This is a genomic window from Archaeoglobus neptunius (genome assembly GCF_016757965.1).
In the GTDB taxonomy this organism is placed as follows: Archaea; Halobacteriota; Archaeoglobi; order Archaeoglobales; family Archaeoglobaceae; genus Archaeoglobus; species Archaeoglobus neptunius.
Map to the genome: position 1 here is coordinate 62,016 of NZ_JAEKIW010000007.1, position 15,000 is coordinate 77,015.

The 15,000-nt window shown below is 47.2% G+C and carries 18 protein-coding genes; 5 read left to right on the plus strand and 13 right to left on the minus strand.

The window, feature by feature from the left end; genetic code table 11:
* Positions 1-30: 30 nt before the first annotated feature.
* A complete protein-coding gene (gene thiL / locus JFQ59_RS06550) occupies positions 31-906 on the minus strand; it encodes a thiamine-phosphate kinase (RefSeq protein ID WP_202319618.1) in 876 nt (291 codons plus the stop codon).
* Positions 875-1,537, minus strand: coding sequence for a 16S rRNA methyltransferase (locus JFQ59_RS06555; RefSeq protein ID WP_202319619.1), 663 nt, complete (start codon positions 1,535-1,537; stop codon positions 875-877). The genes thiL and JFQ59_RS06555 overlap by 32 nt, the downstream gene beginning before the upstream one ends.
* Positions 1,538-1,588: 51 nt before the next feature.
* On the opposite strand from JFQ59_RS06555, the gene JFQ59_RS06560 reads away from it, so the two are divergent.
* Both JFQ59_RS06560 and JFQ59_RS06565 read left to right on the plus strand, forming a co-directional pair.
* On the plus strand, positions 1,589-2,965 hold the full coding sequence (locus tag JFQ59_RS06560) for a DHH family phosphoesterase (RefSeq protein WP_330999855.1): 1,377 nt from the start codon (positions 1,589-1,591) through the stop codon (positions 2,963-2,965).
* A gap of 25 nt (positions 2,966-2,990) precedes the next feature.
* The gene (locus JFQ59_RS06565) at positions 2,991-3,311 is read left to right on the plus strand and encodes a DUF4870 domain-containing protein (protein WP_202319621.1); all 321 of its coding nucleotides are present in this window, start codon (positions 2,991-2,993) and stop codon (positions 3,309-3,311) included.
* A gap of 5 nt (positions 3,312-3,316) precedes the next feature.
* Here the strand turns inward: JFQ59_RS06565 and JFQ59_RS06570 are convergent, their stop codons facing one another.
* The 8 genes from JFQ59_RS06570 to JFQ59_RS06600 all read right to left on the minus strand — a co-directional run bounded on the left by JFQ59_RS06570 (position 3,317) and on the right by JFQ59_RS06600 (position 10,646).
* A complete protein-coding gene (locus tag JFQ59_RS06570) occupies positions 3,317-4,963 on the minus strand; it encodes an acyl-CoA mutase large subunit family protein (RefSeq protein ID WP_202319622.1) in 1,647 nt (548 codons plus the stop codon).
* Between the two features lie 8 nt (positions 4,964-4,971).
* Positions 4,972-5,385 carry a biotin/lipoyl-containing protein gene (locus JFQ59_RS06575; protein ID WP_202319623.1) on the minus strand — a complete coding sequence of 138 codons (414 nt, stop codon included), beginning with the start codon at positions 5,383-5,385 and terminating at the stop codon, positions 4,972-4,974.
* Positions 5,385-5,507 carry a hypothetical protein gene (locus JFQ59_RS12570; RefSeq protein ID WP_269140566.1) on the minus strand — a complete coding sequence of 41 codons (123 nt, stop codon included), beginning with the start codon at positions 5,505-5,507 and terminating at the stop codon, positions 5,385-5,387. Before JFQ59_RS12570 ends, JFQ59_RS06575 begins: the two co-directional genes overlap by 1 nt.
* A 9-nt stretch (positions 5,508-5,516) precedes the next feature.
* Positions 5,517-7,067 (minus strand): methylmalonyl-CoA decarboxylase subunit alpha, encoded by a 1,551-nt coding sequence (gene mmdA / locus JFQ59_RS06580; protein ID WP_202319624.1) that lies wholly within the window; start codon positions 7,065-7,067, stop codon positions 5,517-5,519.
* 2 nt (positions 7,068-7,069) lie between these two features.
* Positions 7,070-7,465, minus strand: a complete 396-nt coding sequence (mce, locus tag JFQ59_RS06585; protein WP_202319625.1) for a methylmalonyl-CoA epimerase — start codon at positions 7,463-7,465, stop codon at positions 7,070-7,072.
* A 5-nt stretch (positions 7,466-7,470) separates the two neighbouring features.
* Positions 7,471-7,896 carry a cobalamin B12-binding domain-containing protein gene (locus JFQ59_RS06590; RefSeq protein ID WP_202319626.1) on the minus strand — a complete coding sequence of 142 codons (426 nt, stop codon included), beginning with the start codon at positions 7,894-7,896 and terminating at the stop codon, positions 7,471-7,473.
* Between the two features lie 138 nt (positions 7,897-8,034).
* The gene (locus JFQ59_RS06595) at positions 8,035-9,648 is read right to left on the minus strand and encodes a DEAD/DEAH box helicase (protein WP_202319627.1); all 1,614 of its coding nucleotides are present in this window, start codon (positions 9,646-9,648) and stop codon (positions 8,035-8,037) included.
* A complete protein-coding gene (locus JFQ59_RS06600; RefSeq protein WP_202319707.1) occupies positions 9,645-10,646 on the minus strand; it encodes a radical SAM protein in 1,002 nt (333 codons plus the stop codon). The genes JFQ59_RS06595 and JFQ59_RS06600 overlap by 4 nt, the downstream gene beginning before the upstream one ends.
* 57 nt (positions 10,647-10,703) lie before the next feature.
* On the opposite strand from JFQ59_RS06600, the gene JFQ59_RS06605 reads away from it, so the two are divergent.
* Together JFQ59_RS06605 and JFQ59_RS06610 are read left to right on the plus strand one after the other, a co-directional pair.
* A complete protein-coding gene (locus tag JFQ59_RS06605) occupies positions 10,704-10,952 on the plus strand; it encodes a glutaredoxin family protein (RefSeq protein ID WP_202319628.1) in 249 nt (82 codons plus the stop codon).
* Between the two features lie 4 nt (positions 10,953-10,956).
* Positions 10,957-11,274, plus strand: a complete 318-nt coding sequence (locus JFQ59_RS06610; protein ID WP_202319629.1) for a ferredoxin-thioredoxin reductase catalytic domain-containing protein — start codon at positions 10,957-10,959, stop codon at positions 11,272-11,274.
* A 119-nt stretch (positions 11,275-11,393) separates the two neighbouring features.
* Here the strand turns inward: JFQ59_RS06610 and JFQ59_RS06615 are convergent, their stop codons facing one another.
* From JFQ59_RS06615 to JFQ59_RS06625, 3 genes are all read right to left on the minus strand, one after another.
* Entirely contained in the window at positions 11,394-11,663 is a 270-nt protein-coding gene (locus JFQ59_RS06615) for a hypothetical protein (RefSeq protein ID WP_330999859.1), read from the minus strand.
* Between the two features lie 44 nt (positions 11,664-11,707).
* A complete protein-coding gene (locus JFQ59_RS06620) occupies positions 11,708-11,971 on the minus strand; it encodes an AF1514 family protein (RefSeq protein WP_230972344.1) in 264 nt (87 codons plus the stop codon).
* 78 nt (positions 11,972-12,049) lie between these two features.
* Positions 12,050-12,235: a 4Fe-4S binding protein gene (locus JFQ59_RS06625; protein WP_202319631.1), complete on the minus strand. Its 186-nt coding sequence runs from the start codon at positions 12,233-12,235 to the stop codon at positions 12,050-12,052.
* Positions 12,236-12,309: 74 nt separating this feature from the next.
* Between JFQ59_RS06625 and JFQ59_RS06630 the strand changes: the two genes are divergently transcribed.
* Positions 12,310-14,997 (plus strand): DEAD/DEAH box helicase, encoded by a 2,688-nt coding sequence (locus JFQ59_RS06630; protein WP_202319632.1) that lies wholly within the window; start codon positions 12,310-12,312, stop codon positions 14,995-14,997.
* Positions 14,998-15,000: the final 3 nt, after the last annotated feature.

The following is a 15,000-nucleotide window of genomic DNA, read 5'->3' on the forward strand; positions in this document are numbered from 1 at the left end:
AAATTTTTCGATGATAAAACAGAAAAAATATTAAAAATGAGAGTAACCCCTAAACTCAACTCTCACAGTCTCTCCCTCAAGTTCAGCAAAAACACCTGATCCCTCCTCCACTCGCCCTATTCTTATCCCATCTTTACTCTCCTTGGCCGTGTAGAGCAGCTCGAAGTCTCCACCTCCATAGAGAAAAGTTTCCAGTGGGTCTTGCGCAAGCTCTAAATGGGAAATATCGATACTGTCCAGAATTATTCTAACACCACTGCTTTCGGCAATCTGGTGGAGGGAGATTGCGAGACTGTCGCTCACGTCTGTCAGGGCTCCGGCGTACTTTGCGATTCTAATTCCCTCCGCAATTCTTGGTTCTGGAGTGTACAATTTCTCTGCATACGGGAGGTCTTCTCTCCTCGCACCTTTTTCGAGCAGCTCAAGGCACACCTGAGCTTTGCCGGGCAGATCGGTGACGTAAACATTATCGCCGGGTTCAGCCCCTTTTCGTGTAATGATCCTCTCAGCCTCTCCAATCGCAAAACCTGCAATGGTTGTTATTTCCGAAAAGTCTATGTCTCCACCAACAACCCTCACTCCGTACTTTTCCGCCACACTCTTTATCCCCTTAAGTATGGCCTCAAAAAGTTCGGGAGATTTCAGCGATATGGAGCTCAGGAAATACAGCGGTTTTGCTCCACATGCAGCAATGTCGGAGAGGGTGACAGCAATCGCCATCCATCCCATTTCCTCAGGCTCCATGAAGGGTGGAAAATCGCTCCTTTCATTCACCGTGTCACAGGTAAGAACAATTAGACTGTTTCCAATTTCAATGTACGCTGCATCATGTTTACCGGCGGGAACGACAACATCCTCTCCACCAAAAAATCTCTCAACGATTTTCAACAGCTCGAACTCTTTCATACTCGCACACCACCCTGGCTGTGACGTAAAGACTTGTGTAGCCTTTCTCACCGAGACTTACGATATTTGCATTTTTGAGCATTTTTCTGGTCTCCGGAAAGAAATCTCCGTGTGGGAATGCACCTATGCATACCGCAAAATCACCCTTCAGGTATTTGCCGATATTTTCTCTTCTGCCTTTCTCGCTCATCAGAATTACGTTCCTGTGGGCCAGTATATCGGAAAGAGTTTGATCAACGATCTCGAGCAGAATTTCGTTACCTGCTACGATTCTTCTTTTTCTAAACAGATCCTCCATCAGCCCGACAAATCGATTGTAGTTTCTTGGTAGCCGTGTTTTCGGATTAACTTTTATTATGTGTCCGCTCAGGGTATGGACGTAGATTTCAAGGTCTTTACTCACCGGCGAATCGAGCAGGAGAAGGAGGCATTGATGAATGATGTCCGGTCTGCCCCTTTTTTCCCTAAATGGAAGCTTTTTCATAGCCGAATGGTGCTTTGAGTCGTCCAGAATAATACTATCGGGATTTTTACCCCTCCTTCTTGCATCGAATGCAACAGATGGATGACAGGCTATTTCCGGCGGGACAAGTTCCAGAGATGTCTCAAGGAATACGAATGCACTTCGCACAAAGGAAATAAACCGAAAAAGTTTAAGTTCTTTTCTCTGAAAAGTTTTAACGTGAAGGAATTGCTGAAAAAAGCATCAACAATTGCATCCGCAATTGCTTCTCAGGAAGAGATCCTGATCGTTACCCATATCGATGCTGATGGTATCACATCCGGGAGTATAGCACACATTGCTCTCGAAAGGTTTGGAATTGAGAACCGAATGAAGTTCGTAAAACAGCTCGATGAGGATGAAATTGAGAAGATAAAGGATGAAAACGTCTTTGTATGGTTCACAGATATTGGAAGTGGTCAGATTGAGATGTTTGATGAGCTTGAGTTTGCCATAACCGACCACCACGTTCCACAGGCGACTCATCCGATGCAGCTCAATCCGCATGAATTTGGCTATGACGGCACCTTTGAACTCAGTGGAGCTACGACGACTTTCCTCGTTGCTAAATACATGACAAGAAAAGGCACCCTTTTCGATTTCGCCAACGGAAATTCCGATCTTGTACCGCTTGCAATTGTTGGAGCCGTTGGAGATCTGCAGGATTCGAAGTGGGGAAGGTTGCAGGGACTGAATCGAACAATAATCGAGGAAGGGTTGAAGCTCGGATATCTCGATGTGAGAAAAGATCTCAGATTTTTTGGCAAGCAGACGAGGCCGGTGGCCAAAATGCTTGAGTACAACTCCGACCCTTTTCTGCCGGGCATAACAGGGAACGAAAGGGGTGTTCTTGATCTGCTATCGGAACTTAAAATCGATCCGTGGCTGAGGTGGATCGATTTAACCATTGAGGAAAAGAGGAGGGTTGTCTCTGCCATAATCGGGATAGCGATGGATTGCAGGATCCCGTATACCAGCATCCTGAGAATTGTGGGTGAGAGTTACATCCTTCTGCATGAGGAGGAGGGAACCGAGAAAAGGGATGCAATGGAGTTCTCCACTCTACTGAACGCAACTGCTAGATACGGTGAGGCAGAGATCGGACTCGGAGTTTGTCTCGGGGACGAAGAGGCGTATAAAAGAGCACGAACTCTGCTCCAGAATCACAGGAGAAATCTTTCCAATGGAATAAAATTTGTGAACGAGAATGGTATTGAGGAGCTGAAACACATTCAGTATTTCCATGCCGGCAGCAACATTCCCGATACGATTGTGGGGATTGTGGCGGGCATGTGCCACCACAAGGGAAACAGACAGAAACCCATCATAGCGTTTGCCGAGAGTGACAGGGGTGTTAAGGTTTCGGCAAGGGCAACCCATCTGCTTGTTGAGAGAGGAGTCCATCTTGCAAAGGCTCTGAAAAAGGCAGCCGAGGCTGTAGGTGGGGTTGGAGGAGGTCACAGCGTGGCTGCCGGGGCAACGATCCCTGAAGGCATGGAGATGGAGTTCCTCAGAATACTCGATGAGATTGTGGGCAGACAGCTCGGGAAGTCTTAATAACCACAAATGCTAAAGTTACACTATGGAGATCTTCAGCGAGAACATAAGGGGAGCGATGTGCTACATCCTCGGATTCGTTACAGGAGCCCTCTTTCTGCTTTTTGACAGGAGCCCTTTTGTAAGATTTCATGCTGTTCAGTCTTTGCTCACTTTTTCCACTGTTGCAGCACTTCAGATAATCCTTCCCGTTTTTCCCGGGGGAGTTATCATTGCGAGAATTTTGCTGGGAATAAGCGTGATACTGTGGGCAGTTTGCATTGTTAAGGCAAGCAGAGGAGAGATATTCAAGTTACCGGTATTTGGGAGTATTGCAGAAGAGCAACTGAATCTGCCATACATGTAAAAAATTTAGAATATTTCTGGAGCTCTGAACTCTCCAAATACATCTCTCAGGGCATCTGTCATCTCTCCCAGTGTTGCCCTAGCCTTTACGGCTTCGAGCACATATGGCATCAGGTTTTCGCCCTCATTTTCAGCAGCCTTTCTGAGCCTGTCCAGAGCTTCTTCCACCTTCCGTGCATCCCGGTTCTTCCTGAAGTCCTGCAGCCTTTTTATCTGTTTTTCGACCATGCTCCTGTCAACTCTCAGCAGATCAATCTGGATCTCCTCTTCAATCTGGTATTTGTTCACACCAACTACCGTAAGCTCTCCGCTGTCAATGGCCCTCTGCTTTTCATAAGCAGATTTTTGAATTTCTCTCTGCACGTATCCGCTCTCTATGGCCTTGATCATTCCGCCCATCTCGTCAATCTTCTCTATGTATCTCATCGCCTCCTCCTCTATCCTGTCTGTCAGCCACTCAATGTAGTAACTTCCACCGAGCGGATCGGCGACATCAGCCACTCCACTTTCCTCAGCAATAATCTGCTGTGTTCTGAGGGCGATTCTAACCGCCTTCTCTGTCGGCAGACAGAGGGCTTCATCAAAGCTATTAGTGTGCAGTGACTGACACCCTCCGAGCACCGCTGCCAGAGCCTGCAGAGCAACCCTTACGATGTTGTTCTCAGGCTGCTGGGCCGTCAGGGTGCATCCTGCAGTCTGTACGTGGAATCTCAGCATCATGGACCTTGGATTCTTTGCATTAAATCTTTCCTTCATTATCCTTGCCCAGAGCCTTCTTGCCGCTCTGAACTTTGCTATCTCCTCGAGGAAATTATTTCCTGCTGCAAAGAAAAAGCTCAGGCGGGGAGCAAAGCTGTCAACATCCATTCCCCTGTCAATGACCTTTTCAACATAGGTTATACCATCTGCCAGGGTAAAGGCAACCTCCTGCACAGGTGTGGCTCCAGCTTCTTCCATGTGATATCCTGAGATGCTTATTGAGTTCCACTTCGGCATCTCCTTGGCACAGAACATGATTATGTCCGTTGCAAGCCTGAGAGAAGGTTCGGGCGGAAAGATGTACGTACCCCTCGCAATGTACTCCTTCAGCATGTCGTTCTGCACCGTCCCCCTCAGACCTGACCTTTCGACACCCTGCTGCTCAGCTACCGCAACATACATGCTCAGAATCTGAGCGCATGTTGAGTTGATCGTCATTGACGTTGACACCTTGCCGAGGGGGATACCGTTGAACAGAATTTCCATATCCTGAAGTGTGTCAATAGCAACTCCGACCTTTCCAACCTCCCCAAGTGCCATTGGGTGGTCGGAATCGTATCCAATCTGGGTGGGAAGGTCAAAGGCAACGCTCAGACCGGTCTGACCCTGACTCAGCAGGTAGTGGTATCTACGGTTCGTCTCCTCTGCAGTTCCAAATCCTGCATACTGCCTCATTGTCCAGAGTCTTCCCCTGTACATTGTCGGATAAACTCCCCTTGTAAACGGATAGACCCCAGGAAAGCTCAGCTTTGTGTCGTAATCCATCTCCACATCCTCAGGCGTGTAGACTCTATCAACAGTAAAACCCGAAGAGGTCTTAAACTCCCTTCTCCTTTCGGGAGATTTTTCAAGGAGAGGTTTTACATACTTCTCCTCCCACTCCTTCTTTTTCATATTCTCACCTACTTCAGATAAACTAGGACGTCTCCACTTCCAACCTTGTCACCCTCCTTAACAACAACTTCGGCAATTTCTCCATCTTCGGGAGAGTTGATGGGGTTCTCCATTTTCATGGCCTCTATTATCAGAACAGTCTCGCCGGCCTTTACCTTTTCACCGACCTTTTTCAGTATCTTTGTAACCACCCCGGCCATCGGGGCAGTAATTGCCTTTCCTTCCACTTTGGGCCTCTCAACCCTTCTCTCCTCGACCTTTGGCTTCTCCACCTCTGCTTTCCTGAACTCCGCAAGTTCAACCTTTTTTTCAACTTCTATTACAGCTTTCTTTCCATTTACCGTAACTTCAAATACAGATGGCGAGATTTCCTCAACCTCGACTTCGTATTTTTTCCCCTGAACCCTAACCTCATACTTCATCATCTCAACCTCGCTGAAATTTTCCAGTTTCTGGGATAGTCTTTTATCTCCACCGGTCTCTCCACCTCGCGCATGTAGCGGTTAATTGCTGCTACAGCAGCCAGAAACTCTTCAGGGGTCATTTTATCACCTCACAGTGGAACATTTCCGTGCTTCTTGGGTGGAAGCTTCTCCCGCTTGCTTTCCAGAATTCTCAGAGCTGATATCACCTTTGCTCTGGTGTACTTCGGGTCAATGACATCGTCGATGTATCCTCTCGCCGCCGCACGGTAGGGATTTGCGAACTTCTCCCTGTATTCCTTAACCTTCTCATCTCTCGTTGCCTTTGGATCCTCAGATGCCTTTATCTCCTTTCTGAAAACAATTTCTGCTGCACCTTCAGGGCCCATAACGGCTATTTCGGCACTTGGATAGGCATACACGACATCAGCACCGAGGTGTTTGCTCCCCATCGCCAGATATGCACCGCCATACGCCTTTCTCAGAATGATCGTTACAAGCGGAACCGTCGCCTCACTGTAGGCGAAGAGGACTTTGGCACCATGCCTTATTATTCCCCCGTATTCCTGCTGTACTCCGGGCAGATAGCCGGGAACGTCTACGAATGTGAGTATCGGTATGTTAAACGCATCGCAGAATCTCACGAATCTTGCGATTTTGTCACTGCTGTCAACATCAAGACACCCTGCATAATGTCTTGGATTGTTCGCAACGATTCCAACGGACTTTCCGTCGATCCTGGCGAATCCAACCGTGGCGTTGGGGGCGAAGTAGGGATGAATCTCCAGAAACTCGCCGTTATCAACAACAGCCCTGATCACATCTCTTACGTCGTATGGTTTCTGAGGGTCATCGGGAATGATCTCGTAAATTTCTGGGGTTGGTCTTGCCGGGTCGTCTCCCGTTTTAACGACAGGTGGATCCTCCATGTTGTTCAGGGGCAGGTAGCTCAGCAGTTTCCTCACAAGAGTCATCGCATCCCTGTCATCTTCAGCCACAAGATGGCAGTTTCCGCTCTTCATCGCATGGGCCTGCCATCCTCCCAGATCGAAGGCCGAAACATCCTCTCCCGTGACGGTCTTTATGACCTGCGGCCCGGTTATGAACATGTAGCAGTTTGGATTTTTTGTCATCACAATGAAATCGCCGATTGCTGGACTGTAAACAGCTCCTCCGGCGCATGGACCCATTATCACACTTATCTGAGGGATAACACCACTTGCAAGGGTGTTTCGATAGAAGATGTCCCCGTAACCTTTCAGAGCGTCCACACCTTCCTGAATTCTTGCCCCTCCACTGTCATTAAGGCCTACAACAGGTATTCCCATTTTCATTGCAAAATCGAGGATGTAGGCTATTTTGAAGCCGTGCATCTCTCCCAGGCTGCCACCCATTACCGTAAAGTCCTGGGCGAATACAGCAACAGGCCTTCCGTCCACCGTACCGTAACCCGTGACGACACCATCAGCGGGGAGATCCATTTTATCCAGACCAAAATCTGTGTTTCTTTTTTCGACGAAGGGATTTACCTCAACAAAGCTTCCAGGATCGAGCAGCAGCTCAATCCTTTCTCTCGCTGTCAGCTTTCCCTGCTCGTGCTGCCTCTTTATTCTTTCCTTTCCGCCCATCTGTCTGATCTTTTCCTTCCTGCGGTAGACCTCCTCAATGAGATCCTTTCTCATCTTCATCCCTCTACGAACTCAAGCAAAACACCATGAGTGCTTTTCGGGTGGATAAAAGCCACCCTCTTCCCGCCAGCTCCGATTCTGGGCTTCTCATCAATAAGCTTAAGTCCCGCATCCCTGGCCTTTTTCAGTGCCTCCTCTATGTTCTCGACATTTACGGCAATGTGGTGTATCCCCTCTCCTCTGCTTGAGATGAATTTTGCTATTGCACTGTCCTCAGATGTGGCCTCAAGAAGCTCAATCCTGCTTTCTCCGACAGGAAGCATTGCGACCCTGACTTTTTGTTCGGCAACCTCCTCCGTTTCCTCAACCCTGAACCCGAGCGATTCGTATGTTTTTGCGGCATCGTCCAGACTTCTAACAGCTATCCCAATATGATCTATTTTCCTTATCAAGCGTATCACCTCTTAAGTTTTGGCACTTCCCTCTCAATAAACTCAATAATTTCTTCAAGAGGTGTTCCGGGGCCAAAAACCTTCGCAACCCCAATTTCATGCAGCTTTTCCACGTCCTCTTCCGGGACGATCCCCCCCAAGATGACAATAACGTCTCTGTTTGGCTCAAGACCCCTCTTTCTCAGTTCCTCCATGACCATGGGTGTCAGCTCGAGGTGGGCACCGCTCAGAATGCTGAGGCCCAGCACATCGGCATCCTCCTGCAGGACCGTCTCAGCAATCTCTTCCGGCGTCCTCCTGATACCCGTATAAATTACCTCAAATCCTGCATCTCTCAGGGCTCTGGCGACAACCTTTGCCCCCCTGTCATGGCCATCAAGACCGGGTTTAGCAACTATTACTCTGATTTTTCTTGTAAGCTGCGCTTCCATAAATGGTCACCTCACTAAGCTGTCGTTATCATATAGGTTTAAATTTTTCGGATTAATCCGGATGTTTATGTCTTTTTTAATGATATAATTGGTTAAATCTGTGAGAAAGTTGGGAAGGAAGCTCCGGCTGACTGAACCTCAACCGATCTCATCCAAGCTAACGTATCCACCCTCTTTTTTTGCGTAACTTAAAAACCTGGATAGGAGAAAATTTTTTCCTGCAAGAGCTTTCGAGCTTCCAACAGCTATAAACTTCTTTCTTGCCCTCGTTAATGCGACGTTAAACATTCTCTTCTCCGAGGCGAAATACGGGTTTTTGGTTGAGGTGATGGAGTAGATCACCACGTCCTTCTCCCTGCCCTGGTAGCTGTGAACGGTGCTCACCTCAATATCAAGCCCGAATTCGTTCATCAGGTTTTTTATCAGTTCAACTTGCTTAACGTATGGCGAGATAACGCCTATATTGTCCTCTCCAACGCATTCAGCAAGCTCTTCACAGATCATGCAGACGTATTCAGCCTCGCTTTCGTTTATTTTTGACTTACCCATTCTTTTTTCCGTGCCGTTGCAGTCGGCGAATATCACGGGCCTCTTTGGGTCTCCTATCTCTGGTATGGTCGTTCTGCATTCCTTTATCTCTATCTCCCTGCATCTGTCATCGATCTCCAGAAATCCGTAAACATACCTTGCAGCAAATCCGGCAATCTTAGCGTTGCACCTGTAGTGTTTTCTCAGCCACAGAGTCCTGCTGTAAATTCCCTTCAGGTATGTATAGGCGCTGAACTTCGCTGCTCTGTAACCTCCTATTTCGTAGACAGGAGGGAGCTGGTAGGGGTCGCCCACAACCACTACTTTTTCGGCTCTTTCCAGTGCAAGAAGTGCGGTTGAGATGCATGTATTGCTCGCCTCGTCAATTATAACGGTATCGTAGTCATAGTTCTTCACCGCACTCATAATTCCCTTGAGAATTGTTGAACCCACAACGATTTTTCCTTTTTTCAGGACATCGTTTTGAATTCTGGAGATCTCTCTGTATGCCTCTGCTACTTTCGCTGCATACTCCCGGTAGTCTGAAAACCTTATTCTTGATAGCAGTGAGTACTCGATGCTGTGCCTCTTCACTCCCTCTGTAATCTTGGATGGATGACCGATCCTTATGGCTCTGTCTAGCTTTTCGAGAACATTATCAACGGCAATGTTTGTGTTGGATGTTACCCATACTCTTTCTTCTTCTGAAAGCTTTTTTGCTGCCTCCGCTATGAACGTTGTCTTTCCACTACCCGGAGGACCGATAACAAGCAGAATCTCACCATCATCGAGTGAACAGGTTGCCATAAAACACTCTTTCTGCCACCTATCTAACCAGTCCGGAGCATCAACGTCTTTAAATGTTCCCTTCCAGTATTTGAAGTTAAGAATTTCTTCAGCATTCTCAGCAGCCTCTTTTCTGAGCATTATGCTCAGCACATTCTCAGCCTCTGCAATGCTCTCTCCTTCGAATTCCTCAAACTCTTTCACGGCAAGTAAGTACTTTCTGCCATACCTTCTGGCATCGACAACGAATCCAAATGGCGTGATATCCTCTCCAACCTCAGCAACGGCACTTCCGGGTTTTATATATCCGGAAGATAGAATTACTGCAACCTCTCCCATTCTCGCAAGGACCTCTGCTTTAAATATCTCCTTTTTCAGAACCTTCTGCATTGACCGCCTTTCAATCTTATCGAGCAGATCAATTAGTTCTCTCATCATACCAGATTTTTGAGACGATTTTCGGCAATTCTGCTGGCTTTTTCCATTTCCTCAGCGCTCAGCCTTCTGGCAATCTCAGGATAATCCCACGCTTTAAAAGTCGGATAGTACTGAAACATCAGGTTGAATCTGGTATGCTGTCCCAGATTTTCTGCAACCCAGCTCACGATCGGTTCAGTGCAGCACTCAATGTGACTGGGCATAACGAGGTGTCTTATGAGCAGCTCCCCATTCTCCCTAGCTCTCAGGAAATTCCTTGTAACGATCTCCCAGTATCTGGAAACTCTTGAGTATTTCAAGGCGCATCTGCTGTTACCGTACTTGAAATCTCCCAGCCACACGTCAACGAAGTCCTCGATTATTTCTGCAAGCTCTGTGCTGTGATACATGTTTGAATTCCAGACTACTGGAATGTTTGAGCTAACATGCAGGAGAATTTCTGCTATGGTATGGGCGTGCTGGTCGGGGTTCCCACCTACAAAATTTACGTTTCTGCTACCGTGTTTGTAGCGAACATCAATAGCTAATGCCAGTTCCCTCGGATAGACTATGTAGTCGTCATCATACACTATGTCGTAATTCTGGCAAAACACACAGGCAAACGTGCATCGGTTGAAAAAGATGGTGTGGGATGGGATGAGTTCCGGTTCCTCGCCTACATGCAGAAATTCGCTGCTGTAGTAGCTGGTTACTCCGCATTTGCAGAAACCTTTTTTTTCAAACCTGTTGATACCGCATCTTCTCTCGCAGAAATTGCATTCTTCAAGCATTCTGTACAGTATATCTTTTTTCAGGTGGAGGAAAGAGTACCCGGGAGGATCTTCATTCAGGATTGAGACGTCCGAATCCAGAAGTTTTTTAAACTCCTGCTTCAGTTTTTTATGAATCTGCAGCATATCTTCGAGATTTTCAGCCCATTCGGCTTCTATTCTCTTTGCTATCTGGAATTTAGCCACGGCCTCTCCTCTGTTTATTGCCTCATATCTTTCCAAGCCCATTACCACGGTAACAAGTTTGGAATGGAAAATTTAAATATTTGGCATTGAAGTACTCTTATGGCCGAAATTCTCATGTACGGTCTGACAACGTGTCCTCACTGTAAAAGAACTCTCGAGTTTCTGAAGAGGTCTGGAGTTGATTTTGAAGTCATCTGGCTCGATAAGCTGGAGGGTGAGGAGAGGAAGAAGGTAATTGAAGAGGTACATAGAATCTCAGGCAGTTATTCCGTACCAGTGGTGGTAAAAGGGGAGAAGCACGTTCTCGGATACAATGAAGAGAAGCTTAAAGAGCTGATAGAAGGGTGATCTCTTGGACGTTGAGGACTATTTGAGAATTTTTGAGAGAGTTGCTGAAAAAAAGGGATGGCGAGTAAACCCGGACAGGGAGCTTGTTGCGGACTTTGCTAGAGGTCTGATTGAAAACAGAAAAAGATATGGGATGGCCATCTGTCCCTGCAGGCTTGTAACAGGTAAAAAAGAAATTGACAGGATGATAATCTGCCCCTGTGTTTACGCTGACGATGATGTCAGAGAATATGGCAGATGCTACTGCGGGCTTTACCTCAGCAGGGATAGGGATCCAGCAGCCTCAGTTCCGGACAGACATGCAAAATACTACCTCGAATAAATCACTCTTCTATCTTCCCGAACTGGTCTTTGAAAGCTCGACCCAGCCATCCGGCAGGCCCTCCCTTGTTCCGGGAGGGACGTCACTTTCCGGATCCCACTCGGCCTATTACCAGAATCTCACCCGCTGTAGGCAAGATCGACCCCATCCTCGGTTAGATACAGCTTCCCGTCCTTCTCAACAACAAAACCTTCAGCAATAAGATACTCCAGGTTGAATTTAAACTCAAAGTCTGAGACATCATCGTCAAGCTTCTTTCGAAGCTGTTCTGCAGTTATACCTCCGCTTCCGATCCCTTCAGCCATCTTCTTTCTTAGGGGATTGGTTGAGGCTTTAAAAAGCCTCTGATGCTGTTCAGTATCTCTTTCTCTCTCGGACAAAATCAACACCTCCTGCACCCGTAGCGGCAGTCAGACAAATTTTTTAATTAACTTTACGCTCGATTTTCGAAATTTTCAACATTGAAAAAGAATTCAAACTCGTTTATCACGACCTTCAGGTTCGCACCCCTGCTGCGTGCATAAACTTCCCAGGGCTTCTCTCCGCAGCAGTACACCTCTGGCGATCTGTAGCCTGTTTTCAAGTTGCAGAGAGAAAGAAGAATATTTTCTCCGTACTTTTCTGCGATTTTTCTTGCATACTTTTCGGCCTTGTCTAGGGTGACCTCCCCATCAAGCTTTAACTTTACCTCTTTCATGATATAACTTAGGCATTAAAACTATTAAAACCTATTGTGGTGATGGATGAAAGGTAATTGGCATGTTTGGGATATAGATCATAAACACGAGCGGAGCAAGATGGCATCTTCCGGACAGGCGTCAACGCATGCGCAACACTCTATGCAGTCCTCGGCCCTTAGTGCATGGGCGTAATCTTCAGCAATTTCGTAAACATTGAAGGGGCAGACTTCAGCACATCTTCCACACCCCGTGCACGTTTCGAGAACGACTATTGATACCATACCATGCGTGCGGCATCCAAATAAAAATCTTTATCGTAAGGTTTAATTCTCCTGGGAGGCATTTATTTTCTGCGATGCTGAACAGGAAACTCAGGGAGGCCGTCAGGTCTGTTGGGATAGAAGAACTTACAGATCTTCAGCTAGAGGCATTCAGGAAGATATCCTCCGGGAAGGACGTGCTGATAATCGCACCCACCGGGAGTGGAAAAACTGAAGCGGCACTCATTCCCGTTCTTAACAGGATTCTCGAAACTGGTTATGAAGAGGGAATACTGGCCCTGTACATCACACCTCTGAGAGCTCTGAACAGGGACATGCTGAGAAGAATCAGAAAGATTTCAGAGATTGTCGGAATTAGCGTGGATGTCAGGCATGGAGACACCCCAGACTCGGAAAGATTAAGACAGTCGAAAAACCCGCCCCATCTGCTGATTACCACTCCTGAGACCTTTCAGATCCTTTTCCTCGGAAAAAGGCTGAGGAAAGCCCTGAAAAATGTGAAGTTTGTAATAATTGATGAAATCCATGAACTGATTGACAGCGAGAGAGGTGTGCAGTTAAGCATTGCCATTGAAAGGCTCAGGGAGCTGTCCAGATTTCAGACTATTGGTCTGTCGGCTACTGTCAGCAGACCTGAGGTTGTTTCCGGGTTTGTCGGGACAGATGCTGAAATCGTGGAATGGAAAGTGGAGAAGGAGTATGATGTGAGGGTTGTAAAGCCCAGGCCTGATGACAGGACGGGAAGGGAGCTTGGTGTTGATGGGGATATAGGAGGAGAATTGAGATTCATTGCCGATGTTGTTAAAAAATATGGGCCTGCCCTAATTTTTGTAAACACACGTCAGACGGCAGAGGCACTGGGTGTGAAGCTCAAGAGGCTTTTGAAATGTGAAGTGCACCATGGCAGCCTTTCGAGGGAGGCCAGGGTTGAGGCAGAGGAGAAATTTGCAAGCGGTGAGCTCGAAGCTCTCATCTGCACATCTTCGATGGAGCTGGGGATAGATATCGGCCATGTGGAAGTTGTGGTTCAATATGGCAGTCCGAGACAGGCTGTGAGATTGGTGCAGAGAGTCGGGAGAAGCGGACACGGTCTTGGAAGATCATCCCGCGGTTACATTGTTGCAAGCAGTTTCGATGATATTCTGGAATCGATGGCCATCGTGAGAAGGGCGGAGGAGGGACTGCTTGAGGATGCGGATATTCACTTCGGAAGTCTTGACGTTCTCGCAAATCAGATATGTGCCATGGCTTTAGAGTATGGCAGGATTGCAGCGAAAGATGCCTACAGGATTGTGAGAAGAGCACATCCTTACAGAACTCTTAGTTTTGAGGAATTCGAGCTTGTCTGTGAATATCTGAGAGATATTGGAAAGATCTTCTATGATGAGGGCGAAATTGGGGCCAGAAGAAATACAAGGAGATATTTTTACGACAACATATCCATGATTCCTGATGAGAGGAGATACAGGGTTGTTGACATCACAAGTGGGAGGACAATAGGGTCTCTAGATGAAAGCTTTCTCTCCACCTTCAGCGGTGAGATATTCGCAATGAAAGGCGAGCTGTGGAGGGTTCTGAGTGTTGATGATGTTGTTAAAGTCGAGCCCGTCTCGGTTGAGGGTGAGATACCTTCCTGGGCTGGAGAGGAAATCCCTGTACCCTTTGAGGTGGCTCAGGATGTTGGAAAAATCAGGAAGTGGATTGGCGGTATTGTGAGATCCAGGGGTGAGAAAGCTGCAATTGAGACTCTAAAAGAGTACGTTGGCAAGGAAGGGGCCGAAGCCGTTGTTGAAGTGCTTGCAAAACAGATCGAAGGTGGGTTTCTGATTCCAGATGACAGCCGTATTGTGGTGGACGGATCAGGTGGAATTGTGGTGGTCAACGCATGTTTCGGACACAAGGTGAACGAGACAGTTGGAAAAATACTGGCCCTCCTCCTCACAGCCAGAAGAGGAGGCAATGTTGCGGTTGAGATAGATCCATACAGGATAAAACTATCTCCCGCGAGACCTGAAGACGTTTCAGACCTTTTGAGATCTATCGAGCCAGAAAGCGTCGAGTTTCTGGCAGAGCGCTCAGTTTTTGACACAAAGCTCATGCAGTGGAAGGTTGTGAACGCTGCCAGAAAGTTTGGACTGATAGATAGAGGGGATGAACTAAGCAGAATCAATCTCAGGAGCCTGGTGGTTAAGTTAAAAGACACTCCAGTTTACAGGGAAGCGTTGAGAGAAATTTTTGTTGAGAAGATGGATATCGAGAGGTCAAGAGAGATTTTCAGAGGTATTGGGGATGGAAGGATTGAGATATCAACTTATGAAGAGATGAGCCCGATAAGCATGGTTTCAAGGGGGAAAAATCTGGACATACTCTCGGTCAGATCTCCCGAGGCGATACTCAGGGCCTTCAGAAGGAGGCTTGAAAATGAGGTATGCAAGGTATACTGCCTGAACTGCAAGGCGAGTTACTCGGAAAAGGTCGAGAACTTCAGTAAGTTTACATGCATAAGATGCGGATCAAGAATGATAGCCGTTTTCAATTCAAGGAGGGATGTTGGTGACTTCAAAAAGGAAGAGCTTTTCAAACTGGCAAATCTGGTCATGGGATATGGAAAGAGGGCGGTTTATGCCCTTTCTACCTATGGAATAGGGGCTGAAACTGCCTCTCGGTTGCTCTCGAGGTATTACCTTTCCGAAGATGATTTCTTCAAGGCTCTTATCGAGGCGGAGAGAAACTACGTGAGAACGAGGAGGTTCTGGGATTGAGTA